Here is a 19,091-nt window from a genome sequence, read left to right as displayed (position 1 = left end):
CGCCCTCAGCGCCGCGACGGCGCCAGCAGCACCACCAGCGCGCCGCCGCCGCCCTCGGCCGGCTTGGCCTGCACGAAGGCCAGGGTCTCGTTCTTCTGGATCAGCCAGCGCTGCACCTTGGCCTTGAGCACCGGCTGCTTGCCCGGCGAGCCGTGGCCCTTGCCGTGCACCACGCGCACGCAGCGCACGCCCTGCTTCCAGGCCTCCCGGATGAAGGCGCCGAGCGCCTCGCGGGCCTCGTCGCTGCGCATCCCGTGGAGATCGAGCTGGCGCTGGATCGACCATTCGCCGGCCCGCAGCTTGCGCGTGACGTCGGTGTGGATGCCGGGCCGCCGGAAGCTCATCGCATCGTCGGCGTCGAGCAGGGTGCTGACGTCGAATTCGTCGGACAGGGATTCGCGCAGCACGCGCTGGTCGTCGAGCTGCTGCTGGACCGGGATCGGCGCCGGCGGCTCGGGCGCGAGGGGTACCGAGGCCTTCCTGCGCAGCGGTTGGGTGGCGCCGATCGCGCGCGAGAACAGGTCCTGGTCGGCCAGGCGCTTCTTCTTGGCCGCGGCGTCCGCGGCCGCCTCGGCGGCCTCTTGCGCGCGCCGCTCGGCGAGCGAGCGCTGCACCTGCTTGAGGTCGGAAAGGCTCTTGAGGTGGTTCGATTTGGCGGGCATGGCGAAAGTGGTTCAGGTGGCCGGGACGCTCGCCTCGATCGGGCAATGCAGCGCGAGCAGGGTGCCCGAGGCGCCCGAACAGATGTCGAGTGTGCCGCCGAGCCGCGCGGCCCGCAGCCGCATGTTCTGCAAACCCATGCCGCCCGACGGCTGCGATGCGGCGTCGCCGGCAAAGCCGTTGCCATTGTCGTGGATCGACAGCCGCAGCTGCGACCCGACGGCCTCGATGGCCACCTCCACCTGGGTGGCGCCGCTGTGCTTGAGCACGTTGGCCAGTGCCTCCTGCAGCACGCGCAGGAAGTCCAGGTCGCGCTTGCTCCCGAGGCGGCATCCCTGCAGGCCCAGCAGCTGCCAGCGGCATTCGATGCCGGCCGCCTCCAGCAGGCGGGTGCAGCGATGCCGCAGCGGCACCAGCCGGTCGGCCAGCGCGTCGGTGTCGTCGAAGGCCGAGCTTTCGATGATCAGGCGCAGGTCGTCGTTGACTTCCTTGAGCGCCCACAGCGCGACGCCGTCATCGTCGCCGGCGCCCCGGTTGCCCAGCGTGTGGATGTGGCTGCTCAATGTCATGCCGAGGCCGTCGTGCAGGTCGCGCACCAGGCTCAGGCGCTCGGTCAGCCGGGTCTGGACCAGCTCGGCCTCGTGCTGCCGGCCCAGGCCTTCCGCCAGGCGCTGGGTGGCGGCGTCGATCCGCTGCTGCAGCTCGGCGTTGAAATGCTCCACCAGCCGCATGCCCTTGACCATCCGCCAGGTCAGCGCGAACGAAATGCCGAGCAGCGTCGCGCTCGAAGACAGGCTGACGTAGTAGCGCGTGCCGGGTAGCCACTCGAGGAAGATCAGCGTGTCGTGGGCACCGGCCGCCACCGGAAGCATCAGACAGGCCGCCAGCACGCCGACTTCGAGCCGGCGCGAGACCCAGGCGTGCCTGACGATGATCGCGCAGCTGGCGAAGTAGCACAGCAGGGCGGCCAGCACGGTGATGTCGCGCACCGGCTCGAGCAGGCGCGACGGTAGCGCGATCAATGCCGCCAGTGCGGCGGCGCCGACCAGCAGCGTCGCCCGCAGGACCCGTGGCCGCGCCATCTCGCAGAAATGCAGCGCGAACATGAAGAAGCAGACGATGCTGGCGACCAGCGCCACGTGGTTGGCGCGCTGGAAGGCCTCGGTGCTCGAGAAGGGCCAGGTCCCGAGCGCGACGTAGTTCAGCGAGTAGAGCACCCACATCAGCGAGAACAGGCTGAACCACCCATAGGAGCGCTCGCTGCCGCGCAGCAGCCACAGCATGCCGTACAGCACGCCCATGACCAGGGTCAGCCCGATGCCCAGCAGCGGCAGGGTGCGGCGCATCAGCAGCGATTCGCGGTAGGCCGGCCGCAGCACCTCGGGCGCGCCGAGGCTCACCGGGCCCAGGCCGGCCTGGTAGATCGCGAGTCCCGAGACGCGGATCAGCAGCTCGTTGGCGCCCGGACGCAGCAGCGGTGCGTCGAGCACCCAGTAGCGCGGCAGGTTCCAGCCGCGCGAGAGCGGCTCGACCAGGCCGTGGTCGCCGCCGATCAAGCTGCCGTTCAGGATGAAGGTCGCCGCCATGTTGGCGTACTCGACCAGCAGGCCGCGCGGCGGCGACGCGGCGGCGCCGGTCCAGCGGAACCGATACCAGACGACACCGTCGTACCCCGGCCAGCGCGTGGCCCAGGCGTCCGGCAGGCTGACGGGCGTCCAGCCATCGGCGGGCGGGCTGGAGGCCTGCCAGTCGGATCGGGCGGCCTCGATGCTGTCGAAGCCCTGGCCGACCGTTGGGGGGACGGCGCACTGGGCGGTCGTGGCGAAAAGCAGGCCGGCGAGCAGCCAGCCGAACATCCATCCAGCCGCCCGGATCAGGGCAGCAAGCCCTGCACCCGCGCGCTGTACACCGCGCCCGCGCGCGAGTGCACCGCGAGCTTGCGGTAGATGTTCTTGGCGTGGCATTCGACGGTGTTGATGGACAGTGAGAGGCTCTGGGCGATCTCGCGGTTGCTGTGGCCTTGCGCCACCAGCTGCAGCACCTGCGTCTCTCGGGCGCTCAGCTCGGCGGGCGACGTGGTCGCCGGGGCCGCGCCGATGTTAGCAAGCGCGACCGGAGCGGGTTGCGGCGCGGCCATCAGCTGGAGGATGCGCCGTGCGATCACCGGATCGATCGGCGCGCCGCCGCGCCGCATGCTGCCCAGCGACAGCTCGAGTTCGGCGTCGCTGCCGTTCTTCAGCAGGTAGCCGACGGCGCCGCCGCGGATCGCCTGCAGCACCGTCGCATCGTCGCCGAGGCTGGAGACCACCACCGCGTCGACCGTGGGTGCATGGGCCTGCATCCAGGGCAGGAGTTCGAGACCGTTGCCGTCCGGCAGGCCGATGTCGAGCAGCGCCAAGTCGAAGCGACCGGCCGACAGCTGTTCGCGCGCTTCGGCCAGCGAACCGGCCATCGCGCAGCGGGCCTGCGGTGCCGCTTGAGCGGTCACCCGTTCAAGGCGCTTGCGCACCGACGGGTCGTCATCGACGATCAATATGTCTTCCACGGCCACCTTTGCATCCTTGGGGTCCGGCATTGTCGGTCGAACCCAGATCAGTTACGTTTAGTTTCTATTGTTGGCTACAACGGAAGTGTTCTCAGAGCATGCCGCCCTCGGCCATGGACAGCGCGCCGCCGCGAGCGACGATCACGTGGTCGAGCACGCGCACGTCGATCAGCGCCAGCGCGGCCTTCAGCGTCTGGGTGAGCGATTGATCGGCGCGCGAGGCTTCCACCGAGCCGCTCGGGTGGTTGTGCGCCAGCACCACGGCGGCGGCGTGGTGGTGCAGCGCGCGCGTGACCACCTCGCGCGGATAGACGCTGGTCTGGGTCAGGGTGCCGCGGAACAGCTCTTCCATGGCGATCAGCCGGTGTTGGGCGTCGAGGAACAGGGCGGCGAAGACTTCATGCGGCCGGGCGGCCAGGTGCAGCTGCAGGTACTGCTTGACGGCGCCGGGAGAGTCGAAGACCGCGCGCTCCTTCAGCCGCTCGGCCATCGCGCGGCGCGCGAGCTCGAGCACCGCCGCCAGTTCGGCACGCTTGGCGGTGCCGCCCAGGCCCTTGACCTGCTTCAGGTCGTCGAGCCCGGCGTGGAGCAGGCCGGAAAGGCCGTCGAAGCGATCCAGCAATTCCTGCGAGAGCTGGAGCACGTTCTTGCCGCGCAGGCCGGTGCGCAGCAGCAGCGCCAGCAGTTCGGCATCGGCCAGCGCACCGGCGCCGAGCGAGATGAGTCGCTCGCGCGGCCGCGCGCCATCCGGCAAGTCCTTGAAAGACATGGTGCCTACGGGGTTCTGACCCCACTCCCTAAAATAGGGGCCCAGTCTATAGGGACCCCTCACCTTGTCTTCGATTTCCACCGCCGCCGTCGTCACGCCCGGTTCCTTCCTCACGCTGCACTATCGGCTGTCCGGTCCTGCGGGCGACATCATCAACACCTTCGACGACAAGCCGGCCACGCTGTCGCTCGGCACCGGCGAGCTGTCGCCGGCGGTCGAGCAGCGCCTGATCGGCCTGGCGGAAGGGGCGCACGCCACCTTCGAGCTGCCGGCGGGCGAGGCCTTCGGCGAGCGCAATGTCGAGATGCAGCAGTGGGTCGCGCGCAAGCTGCTGACCCAGATCGGCGACCCCGACGAGCCATACGCCATCGGCGACGTGATCCAGTTCCCCACGCCCGACGGCACCGGCAGCTATGCCGGCGCGGTGATCGAGTCGAACGCGACCGCGGTGCGCTTCGATTTCAACCATCCACTCGCAGGGCAGCCCGTGACCTTCGAAGTGAAGCTGATCGGCGTGCTGTGAACGGAATCGAAGAAGTCATCCTGGCCGAGCCGCGCGGTTTCTGCGCCGGCGTCGACCGCGCGATCGAGATCGTCGAGCGCGCCATTGCCAAGTTCGGCGCGCCGATCTACGTGCGCCACGAGATCGTGCACAACACCTACGTGGTCAACGAGCTCAAGGCCAAGGGCGCGGTCTTCATCGAGGACCTGGCCGACGTGCCGCCCGGCGCCACGCTGGTGTTCAGCGCCCACGGCGTCAGCAAGGCGGTGCAGGCCGAGGCGCGCGCGCGCGGCTTCGAGATCTTCGACGCCACCTGCCCGCTGGTGACCAAGGTCCACGTCGAAGTGGCCAAGCTGGCCAAGGAAGGCTACGAGTTCATCATGATCGGCCACAAGGGACACCCCGAGGTCGAGGGCACGATGGGGCAGCTGTCGAGCGGCATCCACCTGGTCGAGGACGTGGCGGACGTGGCGCAGGTGGCGCCGGCCCAGACCGCGAAGCTCGCGGTCGTGACGCAGACCACGCTGTCGGTCGACGACGCGGCCGAGATTTCGGCCGCGGTGCGGGCGCGCTTTCCGAGCGTGCGCGAGCCCAAGCAGCAGGACATCTGCTATGCCACGCAGAACCGGCAGGACGCGGTCAAGATGCTGAGCCCGCAGGTCGACCTGGTGATCGTGGTCGGCAGTCCGACCAGTTCCAACAGCAACCGGCTGCGCGAACTCTCGCAGCGCCTCGGCACCGAAAGCTACATGGTCGACTCCGCCGCAGAATTGCAGCCCGAATGGTTCGAGGGCAAGTCCCGCATCGGCCTCACGGCGGGCGCCTCGGCGCCCGAGGTGCTGGTGCGCGAGGTGATCGACCGCATCAAGGCCCTGGGCGCGGTGTCCGTGCGCAAGATGGACGGCATCCAGGAGACCCTCAAGTTTCCGCTGCCCAAGGGACTCAAGCTCGAAGACATCCCGCCGCCGGGGCACATCTCGTGAGCGGCGACTTGCAGCAAGACTGGCGCGGCGACGTCGAGGCCGCCGCGCGCCGGATTCGCGAGCGCGCGCCGCACTTCCTGCGCGAGACGCCGCTGTGGAAGCTCCCGGGGCGGGCGCTGGGCGTGGACACGCCGGGTGTCGAAGTCTGGCTCAAGCTCGAGCACCTGCAGGTGAGCGGCAGCTTCAAGGCGCGCGGCATGATGAACCGGCTGCTGGCCAACGAGATTCCGCCGAGCGGCGCCATCGTGGCCTCGGGCGGCAATGCCGGCATCGCCACTGCGGCGGCCGCGCAGGCGCTCGGCGTGCCTTGCGAAGTCTTCCTGCCCGAGATGTCGCCGGAGGCCAAGCGTGCCCGGCTGCGTTCGCTCGGTGCCAGGGTGGTGGTCGGCGGTGCCGCATACGCCGATGCGCTCGCGGCCTGTCTGCAGCGGCAGCGCGAGACCGGCGCCTTGCTCACGCATGCCTACGACCAGCCGGAGGTGGTGGCCGGTGCGGGCACGCTGGGCCGCGAGATCGAGCAGCAGGGCGGCCTGCCCGACGCGGTGCTGGTGAGCGTCGGCGGCGGCGGCCTGATCGGCGGGCTGGCGGCCTGGTTCGAACGGCGCAGCCGCGTGGTGGCGCTCGAACCCGAGCGCGCACCGACGCTGGTGCGGGCCCGCGAGGCGGGCGAGCCGGTCGACGTCGAGGTCGGTGGCATCGCGGCCGACTCGCTCGGCGCGAAGCGCATCGGCGGGATCGCCTGGGCGCTCACGCAGCACCATGTCGGCGATGCGCTGCTGCTGCCCGACGATGCCATCCGCGCCGCCCAGTCGTGGCTGTGGAAAGAGCTCAAGCTGGGGGTCGAGGCCGCTGCGGCGCTGCCGCTGGCCGCGCTGCAGACCGGCGCCTATGCGCCGCGCGAAGGCGAGAAGGTCTGCCTGATCGTTTGCGGGGCCAACGTCGATCCGGGGACGCTGGCGTAAAGCTCGCCCCCAGGTTGGCTCACTTCGTGTAGCCGCCCACCCCCTACCGGGGGCAACACCAGCGGCCCGGCGGAGCCGGTTCCGCGGTGTTTCACGAAGGGGCGAGGCTTCGCCGGCCGGTGTTTCCGTGCACCGTGGATCGCACGCGACGCGGGGGACTCTCAGGCCTTCGCGGGCTCCTGCTCGGTGTTGACCATCCAGGGCACGCCGAACTTGTCTTCGAGCATGCCGAAGCCGGTCGACCAGAAGGTGGGCGCGTAGGGCATCGTCACCTTGCCGCCGGCGCCGAGGGCGTTGAAGAGCTTTTCGCCTTCCTTCACGTCCTTGGCCTGCACTGACAGCGAGAAGCCGTGGTAGCCCTTGAACGGATAGCCGGGCGGGGCGTCGGACGCCATCAGCTGGTGGCCGCGCGCCTCGAGCGTGGCGTGCATGATCTTGCCCTTGTAGTCGGCCGGCGTCTCGGCGCCCATCGGGCTTTCGCCGAAGGTCATGCTGAAGAGGATCTTTCCGCTCAGGGCCTGGGCGTAGAACGCGAGCGCCTCGGCCGCGTTGCCGTTGAAGGTCAGGTAGGCTTGCATCGCAACTCCTTGGGGAATGGGTGGGATGCTACGCGCACCTAAAATCACGTCCATGCTCGATATCACACTGTTACGCAAGGACCTCCCCTCGGTCGTTGCCCGCCTCGAAACTCGCAAGAAGAACCAGACCTTCCTCGACGTCGCGAAGTTCAGCGCGCTCGAGGCCGAGCGCAAGACGCTGCAGACCCGCACCGAGGAGTTGCAGGCCCGGCGCAACAGCCTCAACAAGCAGATCGGGCCCCTGAAGGCCAAGGGCGAGCCGGTCGACGCGCTGATGGCCGAGGTCAACGCGCTGAAGGCCGAGCAGGAGTCCTCGCTGGTGCGCCTCGATGCGATCCAGCCTGAATTGCAGGCGCTGCTGCTGGCGGTGCCGAACCTGCCGCACGCCAGCGTGCCGGTCGGCGAGGACGAGCATGCCAATGTCGAGGTGCGGCGCTGGAGCCCGCAGGGCGGCGACGGCGGCTCGGCGACGCCGCTCGGATTCGCCGCCAGGGACCACGTCGATCTCGGCGCCCCGCTGGGCCTCGATTTCGAGATGGGCGCCAAGCTCTCGGGCTCGCGCTTCACGGTGATGAAAGGCCCGATCGCGCGGCTGCATCGGGCACTCGCGCAGTTCATGATCGACCTGCAGACCGAGCAGCACGGCTACACCGAGTGCTACGTGCCCTACGTCGTCAATGCCGATTCGATGCGCGGCACCGGCCAGCTGCCCAAGTTCGAAGGTGACCTGTTCGCCGCCAAGAAGGGCGGGCAAGACGGCGAGCCCGCACCCGACCATTCGGCGCTCTACCTGATCCCGACCAGCGAAGTGCCGCTGACCAACTTCGTGCGCGACGAAGTCGTGGCCGAGGCGCAGCTGCCGATCCGGCTCACCGCCCACACGCCCTGCTTTCGCTCGGAAGCGGGCAGCGCCGGGCGCGACACGCGCGGCATGATCCGCCAGCACCAGTTCGACAAGGTCGAGATGGTGCAGGTCACGCATCCCGAGAAGAGCTACGAGGCGCTCGAGGCCATGACCGGCCACGCCGAGGCGGTGCTGAAGGCGTTGGAGCTGCCGTACCGGGTGGTGCTGCTGTGCAGCGGCGACATGGGCTTCGGTTCCAGCAAGACCTACGACCTCGAGGTCTGGCTGCCGGCGCAGGACACGTACCGCGAGATCAGCTCGGTGTCGAACTGCGAGGCCTTCCAGGCGCGCCGGCTGCAGGCCCGCTTCAAGAATGCGCAGGGCAAGAACGAACTGGTGCACACGCTCAACGGTTCGGGCCTGGCGGTGGGCCGGGCACTGGTCGCGGTGCTCGAGAACCACCAGAACGAGGATGGCTCGATCAGGGTGCCGGCGGCGCTGCGGCCGTACCTGGGCGGCCTCGAAGTGCTGCGAGGCTGAAAAATCGGCCAGAAAGTGCTGCTATAATCGTTGGCTCGACAGACACCGGAGAGGTGGCAGAGTGGTCGAATGTACCTGACTCGAAATCAGGCGTACTAGCGATAGTACCGAGGGTTCGAATCCCTCCCTCTCCTCCAGGACTGGCTTCCTGACGCGCCTCGCGGTGCATCGAAAAAGCCCATAAAAGCCCCGCCAGCCGGGGCTTTTTTGCGTCATGACGGTTTGGATCGCGTTTGACAGCAGTGACCTACCTGCGCCGAATGAACTCGCGCCGCAGCACGTCGTTGACGCGCGTCTGCCAGCCCGTGCCGGTCTCCCGCATCGCTTCGAGAACGTCTGGATCAACGCGCATGGTGACCGGCACCTTCGCGTTCTCTTTGATGCTGCCGGCCGGCCGTCCTCGCGGGCGCTTCATCGCTGCCAACTTGCCAGCGACTTCGGTGCCCAGCACCTCGACCGCGGACTTCGCCTTCGCGAAATCTTCCTTGGTCCATTCGGGGTTCTCGTCGTCCGCCGCGATGCCGGCATTGATCGCTGCATCATCTGCATCGGTCGGTACGCGGATCTTTCGATCCGCCTTAGCTTTGGTCTTCATACATCCGCACCTCTCGCTTGTTCGCCCTGCGCAGGCTGATGATCCGAACGCTGGTGTTGCGCAGGCTGAACACCATGGCATGTACGCGCTCGCCGATCAGGCCGAGCGCCCGAAGACGGGGCTCGCCGTAGCTCTTGCGCGAGTCCACCACCACCAGCGCCGATTCCCATTCGAACTCGTCAGCCGCCGAGAACCAGACGCCGTGCTTTGCCACGTTGGCAGCGAGCTTGGTGGGGTCGAAGGCGTAGCAAGTGAAAGGATTATTTTGCACGTACGAAAAAAAGAGTGCGCCCGGGCCTGTTCTCCACCGCCCCCGTGGACAGCCTTGTGGACAACGTCAGGGGTAACTCCGGGGAAGGGCTCCAGGCTTGGCTTCCGACACGATGCCTCCAAAACAGGCAGCCTCGGCCGGTTCAGTCTTTGGCGAAGCGATCGGTCGCCCGTATCAGCTGGTCCAGGATGCCCGGCTCCGACCAGGCATGGCCGGCGCCTTCGATCAGGTGGAACTCGGATTCCGGCCATGCCTTGTGCAGCGCATGCGCGTAGCGGGCCGGGCAGGGCATGTCGTAGCGCCCATGCACGATCACGCCGGGGATGCCGTGCAGCCGATCGGCGTCGCGCAGCAGCTGGCCGTCGTCGAGCCAGGCGCCGTGCGAGAAATAGTGGTTCTCGATGCGGGCGAAGGCGAGCGCGAAATGGCCGTCGCTGTGGGCCGCCGCGATCGAGGGATCGGGCAGCAGCGTGATGGTCTGGCCTTCCCAGAGGCTCCACGCCCTGGCCGCCTCGAGCTGGCGCGCCGGGTCGTCGCCGGTAAGGAGCCGGCGGTAGGCACCGATCATGTCGCCGCGCTCGGCCTCGGCCACCGGCGCCTGGAAGCACTCCCACTGCGCCGGGAACATCTCCGACACGCCGAACTGGTAGTACCAGGCGAGTTCCGCCCGGGTCACGGTGTAGATGCCGCGCAGCACCAGCGCGTTGACGCGCTCGGGATGCTTCTGCGCATAGGCCAGGGCCAGGGTCGACCCCCACGAGCCGCCGAACACCAGCCACTGCGAAACGCCCACGCGTTGGCGCAGGCGCTCGATGTCGGCGACCAGGTGCCAGGTGGTGTTGGCCTCGAGCCCGGCATGGGGCGTCGAACGGCCGCAGCCGCGCTGGTCGAACAGCAGCAGGTCGTAGCGCGATGGGTCGAACAGCCGGCGATGGTCGGCCGAGATGCCTCCGCCCGGGCCGCCATGCAGGAAGACGGCCGGCTTGCCGCCCGGCGTGCCGACCCGTTCGTAGTGGATGCGGTGGCCATCGCCGACATCGAGCATGCCGGTCTCGTAGGGCTCGATCGGCGGATAGAGCGAAAGCAGGTCGGTCATGGTTCAGGGGTGGGTCAAAGCCCCAGCCGCGTCAGGGCCCAGGCCACGGTGGCCAGCTCCGCCACGTTGAGCATCATGCCGACGATGTGAAGCTGGCGGAAACGGGAGATCGCGGTGTCGGAGGCCGGGATCGAGTCGCGCAGCAGGTCCATGCGCGGGATGACGAGCCAGCGGCGCAGCGCGAAGGCCAGGGTGGCGATGCAGGCCATGCCCAGGGCGAAGGCAGGCTTCGCGGTCCAGGCGTAGCCCAGGGCCGCCGCGCCGGCCGTCAGCATCACGGCGAGGTAGTAGACGTTGAAGAGGCCGCGGATGAAGCGCGAGTCGAGCGGCGTGTCGTGCTTGAGCACCAGCAGCGGCAGCGAGCCCATCATGAAAAAACCCATCCAGACCAGCAGCAGCACCGTCGGGATGAGCGCCATGACGATGGGCGGCATCGTCACCCCTTGATGAGGTTCTTGTGGATCTTGCCGTCCTTCATGATGACCACCAGGCTGGCATCGGGATCGGCGAGCAGCGACACGTCGTCCAGCGGATTGCCGTCGACCAGCAGCAGGTCGGCGTAGGCGCCCTGCTCGAGCACGCCCAGCTTGGCCGGATAGGGATTGCGCGGGCCCGACAGGGCGAGCAGCTGCGCGTTGTCGGCCGTCGCCATCGAGAGGATCTGCGGGTTCGAATACCAGCGCGTCAGGTGCGTGAGCATGGTGCCCTGCCGCTTCGCGAGCGCCGGCGCGAACAGCATGTCGGAGCCGAACGCGGTCTTGAGCTTGTACTTTTTCGCCAGCTTGTAGAGGTTGTCGGTGCCCGCGAACACCTGGAGCGCCGCGACCCTGTTGGGGCCCGTGAGCGCGCCCGTGTCTTCCTCGGAGAGAAAGGGCTGGGTGCTCAGCCAGACCCCCTTGTCGGCCATCATCCGCGCGGTGGTGTCGTCCATCAGGTGCGCATGCTCGATGCACTGCGCGCCGGCCATGACCGCTCGCTGCACGGTGGCGGGTGCATAGGCGTGCACCGCGACGTAGGTGTTCCAGTCTTTCGCGACCTCGACGGCGGCGCGCAACTCGGCCTCGGAGAGGGTGGTCAGGTCGAGCGGGCTGCGCGGCGACGAGACGCCGCCGCCGCCCACCAGCTTGATCTGCGAAGCGCCCTGGGTCAGCTGCTCGCGCACCCGCAGGCGGATCTCGTCGGGGCTGTCGACGATGGCCGCCGCGCCCGTGCGCTCGACGGCGCTCGGGACGCCGGGCGAGCGTGGGAGGTCGGACAAGCCGCGCAAGTCGCCGTGGCCGCCGCTGCCGGTGATCATGGCGCCGCAGGGATAGATGCGCGGCCCTGGCGTCAGCCCTTCGTCGATCGCCTGCTTGAAGGCGAAGGCCGGGCCGCCGAGATCGCGCACGGTCGTGAAGCCCCGCATCAGCGTGCGCTGGGCTTCGGCGGCGGCGGCCATGTGGATGTAGCCGATATTGCCCTGCAGGAGCACCGGCAGTGGCAGGGCGGCGAAGAGGGAATGCCAGTGGGCGTCGATCAGCCCCGGCATCAGGACGCGGCCGCGTGCATCGATGGTCTGGGCCCCGTCGGGCGCAGCGGGCGTGCCGGCGCCGATCGACTGGATCCGGTTGCCGTCGACCAGCAGGTGCAGGCCGTCGCGCAGCGTCGGCGACTTGCCGTCGAACAGGCGCACGTTGGTGAACAGGACCTTCGATGGCGCCGGCGTCTGGGCCTGGACGCGGAACGGAAGGCCGAGCGCGGCCACGGAAGCCGCCATGCCTGCCACGAAGCCGCGGCGCGACAGATCGGCGTCGATGCGGCGGGTCAAGGCCTGGAGTTCAGGGCGATGGCAGAGGCAGACGGCGCGTCGTACCTCGGAGTCTTGGGTCAGTGAGGTGCAGCTGTACAAGATCGGGCTTCCAGGAACACCGCGCCACTCAGTGTCGGAGGCCGCCGGTGGCGGCGATGATATCCGCCGCAGTCGGGAAGAGGGAGATGCTGTTCGGCCCGTCCATGGCCTCGATCTGCACCCAGCTGACGATGCCCTCTGCATCGATGAGGAAGTGGCCGGCGAGCTGGGTCGGGTGGCTGGCCAGGATCGCCTCGTCGGCTTCGGTCATGGCAAAGCCGTCCTTGGCATTCAGTACCGGGTTGGCCGCCATCGGGTTCATCGGTTCCGGCAGCTCGCCGGTCGGGTTGATGCGCGCCGCCTCGAACTCGGCCATGCTCGCGAGGTAGGGCCACCGGGGGCTGTCGGTGCTGCCCTCCGGGAGGAACTCGGCCCGCGGCACGCCGAAGGCCTGGTGGGTCAGGCAGTCCGGGTCGCTCAGGAGCATGACCGGCGTCGGCCGATAGCGGAAGTAGAGGCTGGCGCGCTCGACCGGCGTGTTGATCACGGCCACGGTGTCGATGCCGGCCGCGTGCAGCGCCGGCTGGACCTCGCCGAGCCGCAGCACCTGGCGCCGGCAGAACGGGCAGTGCAAGCCGCGAAAGAAGCCGATCAGGAACGGACGGCCGCGCAGGTCGGCGAGCGACACCCGGCCTTCGTGATTGGCCGCGGGAAGCGAGAACGCGGGCGCCGCTTCTCCCGGTTGCAGGGGGTGTTTCTGGTCCACGGGAATTCCTTTGCCTGAGCGTCAGCAGCAGACGGGAATCGGACCGTATCACTTGTCGCGGGCCGGCACAACGCGCCCCTCAGCGCCGCCGCCCGCGCGCCGGCGCGGCCGGCTGCACCGCCTGCTCGATCGGCAAGGCCATCTCCGACTTCACCTGCCGCAGCACGATGCTCGAGCGCACATGCGTCACGCCCGGCAGGCTGAACAGGGTCTCGTGCAGGAAGCGCTCGTAGTGCTTCATGTCCTGCACCAGCACCGTCAGGATGTAGTCCGCCGGACCGGTGGCCGACACGCAGCTGGTGATCTGCGGGCTGGCGGCGACCGCGTCCTCGAAGCTCTGCACCTGCGATTCGCTGTGGCGGTCGAGGTTGACTTCGGCCACCGCCGCCACGTGCAGGCCGACCTTCTCGCGGTCGATCAAGGCGGTGTAGCCGCGGATCACGCCGGCCGCCTCCATGTCCTTGATGCGCTTCCAGCACGGTGTCGGCGAGAGCCCGACGGCCTCCGAGATCTGCTGCACGGTCTGCCGCGCATCGCGCTGCAGCTCGAAAAGGATCTTCAGGCTGTGGGCGTCAAGAAGAATGGAATCGACATTCATGGCGTATTTGGAGTATTTCATCCTCCAATCAGGGGGATTCCATAGTGTATTGAAGAAGCACTTACTCGCCGCGCGATGGAACAATTTCGGCCATATGAAAAGCCTTCCCCACGATCCGAACGTCCTGCGCGCCGACTACAAGCTGAGCGACAGCCTGTGGGCGACATCGGGCGCCGTCTTCCTGACCGGCACCCAGGCGCTGATCCGCATCCTGCTGATGCAGCGCCAGCGCGACGCGGCCCGCGGCCTCGGCACCCAGGGCTTCATCAGCGGCTACCGCGGCTCGCCGCTGGGCATGGTCGACCAGGCGATCTGGAAGGCCGGCAAGGGCTTCGAGGAAGCCGGCATCCGCTTCGTGCCGGCGATCAACGAGGAACTGGCCGCCACCCAGGTGCTGGGCACCCAGCGGGTCGAATCCGACCCCGAGCGCACGGTCGAGGGCGTGTTCGCGATGTGGTACGGCAAGGGCCCGGGCGTCGACCGCGCCGGCGATGCGCTCAAGCACGGCAACGCCTACGGCTCGTCGCCGCACGGCGGGGTCCTGGTGGTGGCGGGCGACGACCACGGCTGCGTCTCGTCGTCGATGCCGCACCAGAGCGACCATGCCTTCGTGGCCTGGAGCATGCCGGTGCTGCAGCCGGCCTCGGTGGCCGAGTACCTCGAGTTCGGGCTCTACGGCTATGCGCTGTCTCGCTATTCGGGCGCCTGGGTCGGGATGGCGGCGCTGTCGGAGGTGGTCGAGAGCGGCAGCACGGTCGATCTCGACCTCGTCAACGCCCGCGCCGCCGCCTGGGCCGATGCCGACACGGTGCATGCCGCCACCGGCCACCGCGCGCCGGACGACGGCCTGCACTATCGCTGGCCCGACCTGCCGTCGCTGCGCATCGAATCGCGCCTGGCCGACAAGCTCGAGGCGGTGGCGGCCTTCGCGCGCGTCAACAGCATCGACCGCCACGTGATCGAGAGCCCGCAGGCCAAGGTCGGCATCGTGACCTGCGGCAAGGCGCACTACGACCTGATGGAGGTGCTGCGCCGCCTCGAGATCTCGCCGGATGTCCTGGCGCGCGCCGGCGTGCGGCTCTACAAGGTGGGGCTGAGCTTCCCGATCGAGCAGACGCGCATCAAGGACTTCGCGCAGGGCCTGGACGAGATCCTGATCGTCGAGGAGAAGGGCGCGATCGTCGAGACCCAGCTGCGCGACCTGTTCTATAACGCGCCGCCCGAGGCCCGCCCGGCCCTGATCGGCAAGCTGGACCGCGACGGCCGGCCGCTGGTGTCGGCGCTCGGCGAGCTGCGGCCTTCGCGGCTGATCGAGCTGGTGGCCCACTGGCTGGCGGTCCATTTCCCGGGCCACGCCGAATTCGGCGACCACCTGCAGCACGTGCGCGACTTCACGCCGCCCGAGCTGCTCAGCAACGACGGCGACTCGGTCAAGCGGGTGCCTTACTTCTGCGCCGGCTGCCCGCACAACACCAGCACCAAGGTGCCCGAGGGCTCGACCGCGCGCGCCGGCATCGGCTGCCACTTCATGGCCAACTGGATGGACCGCAGCACGGCCGGCCTGATCCAGATGGGCGGCGAGGGCGTCGACTGGGTTTCGCACTCGATGTTCACGCGCACGCCGCACGTGTTCCAGAACCTCGGCGACGGCACCTACTACCACTCGGGCTACCTGGCGATCCGCCAGGCGGTGGCGGCCAAGGCCACGCTGACCTACAAGATCCTCTTCAACGACGCGGTCGCGATGACCGGCGGCCAGCCGGTCGACGGCATCATCAGCGTCGACGCGATCGCGCGCCAGGTCGAGTCCGAAGGCGTCAAGCAGGTGGTCGTCGTGAGCGACGCGATCGAGAAGTACGACGCCATCAAGGGCAAGTTCCCGGCCGGCACCGAGTTCCACGACCGCGCCGAGCTCGACGCGGTGCAGCGCCGCCTGCGCGAAGTGCCGGGTGTCACGGTGCTGATCTACGAGCAGACCTGCGCCGCCGAGAAACGCCGCCGCCGCAAGAAGGGCGAGATGGCCGACCCGGACAAGCGCCTCTTCATCAACGAGGCGGTGTGCGAGGGCTGCGGCGACTGCACGGTGCAGAGCAACTGCGTGGCGGTGCTGCCGCACGAGACCGAACTCGGCCGCAAGCGCAAGATCGACCAGACCAGCTGCAACAAGGACTACTCCTGCGCCAAGGGCTTCTGCCCGAGCTTCGTCGGCGTCAGCGGCGGCAAGCTGCGCAAGAAGAGCGGCGCCCTGGCGGCCGGCAAGGACGCCTTCCTGCAGCACGTGGCGGCGCTGCCGCGGCCCGCGGCCCACGGCTGGAGCGCGCCCTACGACCTGCTGGTGACCGGCGTCGGCGGTACCGGCGTGGTCACGGTGGGCGCGGTGATCGCGATGGCCGCGCACCTCGAAGGCAAGTCGGCCAGCGTGCTGGACTTCATGGGTTTCGCCCAGAAGGGCGGCGCGGTGCTGAGCTTCGTGCGCCTGGCCGACACGCCCGAGCGGCTCAACCAGGTGCGCATCGACACCCAGCAGGCCGATGCGATCCTGGCCTGCGACGTGGTGGTCGGCGCCTCGGCCGATGCGCTGCAGACCGTGCGGCACGGCCGCACCCGCATCCTTGCGAACATGCACGAGATCCCGGTGGCCGAGTCGCTGCGCAACCCCGACGCCGACCTCAAGACCGCGCTGCTGCTCGAGAAGATGCGCTTCGTCGCCGGTCGCGCCCAGATCCAGACTTTCGACGCCCAGACCCTGGCCGAGGAGTTTCTCGGCGACACGCTGGCCTCGAACATCCTGGCCGCCGGCTATGCCTGGCAATGCGGGCTGATCCCGCTGAGCCTGGAGGCGCTGACCCGCGCGATCGAACTCAACGGTGTCGCCGTGGCGTCGAATCTGATGGCCTTCTCGCTCGGCCGGCTGGCGGCCGGCGATCCGCGGGCGATCGATGCGCTCCGCGGCGCGCCCGCGGCGGTGCCCGAGAACGAATCGCTCGACACACTGGTGGCGCGCGGCATGCGGCATCTGGCGGGCTACCAGAACGAGGCCTGGGCCCGGCGCTTCGAGGCCCGGGTGCTGTCGCTGCGCGAGCGCGAAGCCGTCCTGGCCGGCGGCGACGCCTCGCTGCCGGTCACCCGCAATGCGGCGCAGAGCCTGCTCAAGCTGATGAGCTACAAGGACGAGTACGAGGTGGCCCGCCTGTACAGCGACGGCAACTTCCGCGAGAAGCTCGCCGAACAGTTCGAGGGCGACCTGAAGCTCGAATTCCACATGGCACCGCCCTTCCTCGCGAAGCCCCGGAACGGCCAGCCGCCGGTCAAGATCCGGCTCGGCGGCTGGATGCTGCCGGCGATGAAGTGGCTGGCGCGCGGCAAGGCCCTGCGGGGCACGGCCTTCGACCTGTTCGGCCACACCGAGGAGCGCCGCCTGGAGCGCGAGCTGATCGCGCGCTTCGAGTCCCGGCTCGACGAGTTGGCGGCCGGGCTGTCGACCGCCAACCAGCGGCTGGCGGCGCAGATCGCGGCCGTGCCGCTGGCGATCCGCGGCTACGGCCACGTGAAGCTGGCCAACCTCGCCCTGGCGCGCGGCCGCGAGGCCGAGCTGCTGCACCGCTTCGCGCCCGAACGCTATCCGCGTCCCGCGGTCGAGGCGAAGGCGGGGCAGATCCGGGGCATCGCGGTGGTCGCCCAGTGAGCAATTTCATGGCGGGTGCGTTGTGCGAACGCGACGAACAAGGCCATGTTTTGGCCGGTGACACGCTGCCGGCCAATTAAGATCAAGCGCTAGCGCCTGGCGCACCCCGGGGTGTGTGGCACGAGGCGGCACGCTCCCATGTGCCGCATGCAGGGCCCCCTCGCGAGGGGCCTTTTTTTTTGGCCTGGATGACAAGGGCGTGATAGCCATGATCGGTAATTCGTCGTTCGCGGGGCTTGGCAACTCCTCGTTCGCCAGCCTCACACCGGCACCGGCTTCCGCCGACGAGGCGGAACCGTGGGTGCGCGGCGAATTGATCCGCAGCCTGATGCGGGCCTCGCGCGGCTCCTACCTGCTGGCGGCGGCGCTGATGCCGGCGATGGTGGGCCTGAGCTGGGGCCATGTGCCGGCCTGGCAACTGATCGTCTGGCTGGTCATCGGCATCGTCGCCACCGGCTGCCGGATCTGGGGCGAGCAGCTCTATGCCCGCCACTACGCCGATCGCGACTCGGCGGCGCAGCAGTATTTCGTCGAGCGCTACCGCTATCTCTGGAGCGCCAGCGGCTTCGCCTGGGGCCTGTCGATCCTGATCTTCTTCGAGCGCACGCCTCTGGTGAACCAGTTCATGAGCTGGCTGATCGTCGCCGGCGTCGCCACCTTCCCGCTCAACGGGCTGGCGCTGCACCCGCCGCTGCTCAGGCGCTACGTCAACACCCTGTTCTTCACGATGCTGGCGGCGATCATCCTGCGCATGATCGAGCTCAAGTTCGAGCGGCCGCATTTCCACTACGGCTTCCTGATGCTGCCGGTGCTGCACTGGTGGCTGCTGCTGCGGGCCGGCCGGCGCATCCACGAGACCGCGCGCAACAGCTTCGAGCTGCTGTTCCACAACCACATCCTGATCAATTCGCTGACTCAGCAGCGGCAGGCGGCGGTCTCGGCGGTGGCCATGAAGAATCGCTTCCTCGCCAGCGCCGCCCACGACATGCGGCAGCCCGTGCTGGCGCTGTCGCTGTACGCCGACTGGCTGCGCAACGAGCCCGAGCTGGTGGCCGACATCGCGCCCAAGATCGTGCGAGCGACGCACGCAGTGAATGCGCTGTTCGATTCGCTGTTCGACCTGGCGCGCATCGACTCGGGCCAGGTGCGGCTGCACATCGAGCGGGTCGACGTGGCCCAGCTGCTGCACGACCTGGAACTGCAGTACCGGCCGGTGGCCGAGGCCAAGGGCCTGACCTTCCGGATGCACGTGACGCCCGGCACAGTTCTGACCGATCCGATCCGCGTGCGCCGGATGATCGGCAACCTGCTGGCCAATGCCACCAAGTACACCGCCGAGGGCGGCATCCTGCTGGCGTCGAGGCAGACCCGCGACGGCCTGCGGGTGGAGGTGTGGGACACCGGCATCGGCATCGCGCGCGAGCACCTGCGCGATGTCTTCCTGGAGTTCTACAAGGTGGCCGACCATGCCGGCACCTCGGACGGCTTCGGCCTCGGGCTGGCGATCGTGGCGCGGCTGTCGCACGCGCTCGGCCATCCGGTCAGTGTGCGTTCGCGGCTGGGGCGCGGCAGCGTGTTCCGCGTCGCCCTGCATGACGCCGACGAGACCCAGGCCCAGACCCGGATCTCGGGCGCGGTGGGTTAGGCCGACGCCGGGCCGCCCCAAGGCGGCCCGCGCCCCCTCGGGGGGCAGCGACACACGCAGTGAGGAGCGTGGGGGCTGGGTTAGGCCGACGCCGGGCCGCCCCAAGGCGGCCTGCGCCCCCTCGGGGGGCAGCGACACACGCAGTGAGGAGCGTGGGGGCTGGGTTAGGCCGACGCCGGGCCGCCCCAAGGCGGCCTGCGCCCCCTCGGGGGGCAGCGACACAC

18 protein-coding genes and 1 tRNA gene are annotated in these 19,091 nt (G+C 69.0%); 7 read left to right on the top strand and 12 right to left on the bottom strand.

Features of this window, described 5'->3' with window-relative positions; genetic code table 11:
• Window positions 1–5: 5 nt before the first annotated feature.
• The 4 genes from QTI17_RS23980 to radC all read right to left on the bottom strand — a co-directional run bounded on the left by QTI17_RS23980 (window position 6) and on the right by radC (window position 3,974).
• The gene (locus QTI17_RS23980; RefSeq protein ID WP_286536146.1) at window positions 6–662 is read right to left on the bottom strand and encodes a Smr/MutS family protein; all 657 of its coding nucleotides are present in this window, start codon (window positions 660–662) and stop codon (window positions 6–8) included.
• 12 nt (window positions 663–674) lie between these two features.
• Window positions 675–2,516: a sensor histidine kinase gene (locus QTI17_RS23975; protein WP_286536144.1), complete on the bottom strand. Its 1,842-nt coding sequence runs from the start codon at window positions 2,514–2,516 to the stop codon at window positions 675–677.
• A gap of 17 nt (window positions 2,517–2,533) precedes the next feature.
• Window positions 2,534–3,211: a response regulator transcription factor gene (locus QTI17_RS23970; RefSeq protein ID WP_286536142.1), complete on the bottom strand. Its 678-nt coding sequence runs from the start codon at window positions 3,209–3,211 to the stop codon at window positions 2,534–2,536.
• 85 nt (window positions 3,212–3,296) lie between these two features.
• Window positions 3,297–3,974, bottom strand: coding sequence for a RadC family protein (radC, locus tag QTI17_RS23965; RefSeq protein WP_286536141.1), 678 nt, complete (start codon window positions 3,972–3,974; stop codon window positions 3,297–3,299).
• Between the two features lie 64 nt (window positions 3,975–4,038).
• On the opposite strand from radC, the gene QTI17_RS23960 reads away from it, so the two are divergent.
• From QTI17_RS23960 to QTI17_RS23950, 3 genes are read left to right on the top strand one after another with little or no spacing between them, the layout of a single operon-like run.
• Window positions 4,039–4,497, top strand: a complete 459-nt coding sequence (locus tag QTI17_RS23960) for an FKBP-type peptidyl-prolyl cis-trans isomerase (RefSeq protein WP_286523309.1) — start codon at window positions 4,039–4,041, stop codon at window positions 4,495–4,497.
• On the top strand, window positions 4,494–5,459 hold the full coding sequence (gene ispH, locus QTI17_RS23955) for a 4-hydroxy-3-methylbut-2-enyl diphosphate reductase (protein WP_286536140.1): 966 nt from the start codon (window positions 4,494–4,496) through the stop codon (window positions 5,457–5,459). The genes QTI17_RS23960 and ispH overlap by 4 nt, the downstream gene beginning before the upstream one ends.
• Window positions 5,456–6,421: a threonine/serine dehydratase gene (locus QTI17_RS23950; RefSeq protein WP_286536137.1), complete on the top strand. Its 966-nt coding sequence runs from the start codon at window positions 5,456–5,458 to the stop codon at window positions 6,419–6,421. The genes ispH and QTI17_RS23950 overlap by 4 nt, the downstream gene beginning before the upstream one ends.
• Before the next feature lie 161 nt (window positions 6,422–6,582).
• Here QTI17_RS23950 and QTI17_RS23945 read toward each other — a convergent pair whose 3' ends face one another.
• Window positions 6,583–6,999 carry a VOC family protein gene (locus tag QTI17_RS23945; protein WP_286536136.1) on the bottom strand — a complete coding sequence of 139 codons (417 nt, stop codon included), beginning with the start codon at window positions 6,997–6,999 and terminating at the stop codon, window positions 6,583–6,585.
• A gap of 52 nt (window positions 7,000–7,051) precedes the next feature.
• On the opposite strand from QTI17_RS23945, the gene serS reads away from it, so the two are divergent.
• Together serS and QTI17_RS23935 are read left to right on the top strand one after the other, a co-directional pair.
• Window positions 7,052–8,383: a serine--tRNA ligase gene (serS, locus tag QTI17_RS23940; RefSeq protein WP_286536134.1), complete on the top strand. Its 1,332-nt coding sequence runs from the start codon at window positions 7,052–7,054 to the stop codon at window positions 8,381–8,383.
• A gap of 47 nt (window positions 8,384–8,430) precedes the next feature.
• A tRNA-Ser gene (locus tag QTI17_RS23935) sits at window positions 8,431–8,520 on the top strand.
• Window positions 8,521–8,630: 110 nt separating this feature from the next.
• Here the strand turns inward: QTI17_RS23935 and QTI17_RS23930 are convergent.
• The 7 genes from QTI17_RS23930 to QTI17_RS23900 form a co-directional block, all read right to left on the bottom strand.
• A complete protein-coding gene (locus QTI17_RS23930; RefSeq protein WP_286536133.1) occupies window positions 8,631–8,978 on the bottom strand; it encodes a BrnA antitoxin family protein in 348 nt (115 codons plus the stop codon).
• Window positions 8,962–9,249: a BrnT family toxin gene (locus QTI17_RS23925; RefSeq protein WP_286536131.1), complete on the bottom strand. Its 288-nt coding sequence runs from the start codon at window positions 9,247–9,249 to the stop codon at window positions 8,962–8,964. The genes QTI17_RS23930 and QTI17_RS23925 overlap by 17 nt, the downstream gene beginning before the upstream one ends.
• A gap of 142 nt (window positions 9,250–9,391) precedes the next feature.
• A complete protein-coding gene (pip, locus tag QTI17_RS23920; RefSeq protein ID WP_286536130.1) occupies window positions 9,392–10,345 on the bottom strand; it encodes a prolyl aminopeptidase in 954 nt (317 codons plus the stop codon).
• A gap of 14 nt (window positions 10,346–10,359) precedes the next feature.
• Complete coding sequence (locus QTI17_RS23915) at window positions 10,360–10,779, bottom strand: hypothetical protein (protein ID WP_286536129.1); 420 nt, start codon at window positions 10,777–10,779, stop codon at window positions 10,360–10,362.
• 2 nt (window positions 10,780–10,781) lie between these two features.
• Window positions 10,782–12,152 (bottom strand): metal-dependent hydrolase family protein, encoded by a 1,371-nt coding sequence (locus tag QTI17_RS23910; protein WP_286536128.1) that lies wholly within the window; start codon window positions 12,150–12,152, stop codon window positions 10,782–10,784.
• A 109-nt stretch (window positions 12,153–12,261) separates the two neighbouring features.
• The gene (locus QTI17_RS23905) at window positions 12,262–12,939 is read right to left on the bottom strand and encodes a redoxin domain-containing protein (RefSeq protein WP_286536126.1); all 678 of its coding nucleotides are present in this window, start codon (window positions 12,937–12,939) and stop codon (window positions 12,262–12,264) included.
• 79 nt (window positions 12,940–13,018) lie between these two features.
• Window positions 13,019–13,537 (bottom strand): Lrp/AsnC family transcriptional regulator, encoded by a 519-nt coding sequence (locus QTI17_RS23900; RefSeq protein ID WP_286536125.1) that lies wholly within the window; start codon window positions 13,535–13,537, stop codon window positions 13,019–13,021.
• A 94-nt stretch (window positions 13,538–13,631) separates the two neighbouring features.
• Between QTI17_RS23900 and QTI17_RS23895 the strand changes: the two genes are divergently transcribed.
• The gene (locus QTI17_RS23895; protein ID WP_286536124.1) at window positions 13,632–17,222 is read left to right on the top strand and encodes an indolepyruvate ferredoxin oxidoreductase family protein; all 3,591 of its coding nucleotides are present in this window, start codon (window positions 13,632–13,634) and stop codon (window positions 17,220–17,222) included.
• 208 nt (window positions 17,223–17,430) lie between these two features.
• Window positions 17,431–18,867, top strand: a complete 1,437-nt coding sequence (shkS, locus tag QTI17_RS23890) for a surface-behavior sensor histidine kinase ShkS (protein ID WP_286536122.1) — start codon at window positions 17,431–17,433, stop codon at window positions 18,865–18,867.
• Window positions 18,868–19,091: the final 224 nt, after the last annotated feature.

Source organism: Variovorax sp. J31P179 (genome assembly GCF_030316985.1).
Lineage (GTDB): Bacteria > Pseudomonadota > Gammaproteobacteria > Burkholderiales > Burkholderiaceae_C > Variovorax > Variovorax ginsengisoli_B.
The sequence above is the reverse complement of the archived record's forward strand: the minus strand, read 5'-3'. Positions and strand labels throughout refer to the sequence as shown.

What these genes read in the sequence shown, in the direction of transcription:
- QTI17_RS23915 (WP_286536129.1), bottom strand. Translation starts at nt 10,779, where the DNA reads ATGCCGCCCATCGTCATGGCGCTCATCCCGACGGTGCTGCTGCTGGTC.
- serS (WP_286536134.1), top strand. Translation starts at nt 7,052, where the DNA reads ATGCTCGATATCACACTGTTACGCAAGGACCTCCCCTCGGTCGTTGCC.
- QTI17_RS23900 (WP_286536125.1), bottom strand. Translation starts at nt 13,537, where the DNA reads ATGAATGTCGATTCCATTCTTCTTGACGCCCACAGCCTGAAGATCCTT.
- QTI17_RS23895 (WP_286536124.1), top strand. Translation starts at nt 13,632, where the DNA reads ATGAAAAGCCTTCCCCACGATCCGAACGTCCTGCGCGCCGACTACAAG.
- radC (WP_286536141.1), bottom strand. Translation starts at nt 3,974, where the DNA reads ATGTCTTTCAAGGACTTGCCGGATGGCGCGCGGCCGCGCGAGCGACTC.
- QTI17_RS23945 (WP_286536136.1), bottom strand. Translation starts at nt 6,999, where the DNA reads ATGCAAGCCTACCTGACCTTCAACGGCAACGCGGCCGAGGCGCTCGCG.
- QTI17_RS23975 (WP_286536144.1), bottom strand. Translation starts at nt 2,516, where the DNA reads ATGTTCGGCTGGCTGCTCGCCGGCCTGCTTTTCGCCACGACCGCCCAG.
- QTI17_RS23930 (WP_286536133.1), bottom strand. Translation starts at nt 8,978, where the DNA reads ATGAAGACCAAAGCTAAGGCGGATCGAAAGATCCGCGTACCGACCGAT.
- shkS (WP_286536122.1), top strand. Translation starts at nt 17,431, where the DNA reads ATGATCGGTAATTCGTCGTTCGCGGGGCTTGGCAACTCCTCGTTCGCC.
- pip (WP_286536130.1), bottom strand. Translation starts at nt 10,345, where the DNA reads ATGACCGACCTGCTTTCGCTCTATCCGCCGATCGAGCCCTACGAGACC.
- QTI17_RS23980 (WP_286536146.1), bottom strand. Translation starts at nt 662, where the DNA reads ATGCCCGCCAAATCGAACCACCTCAAGAGCCTTTCCGACCTCAAGCAG.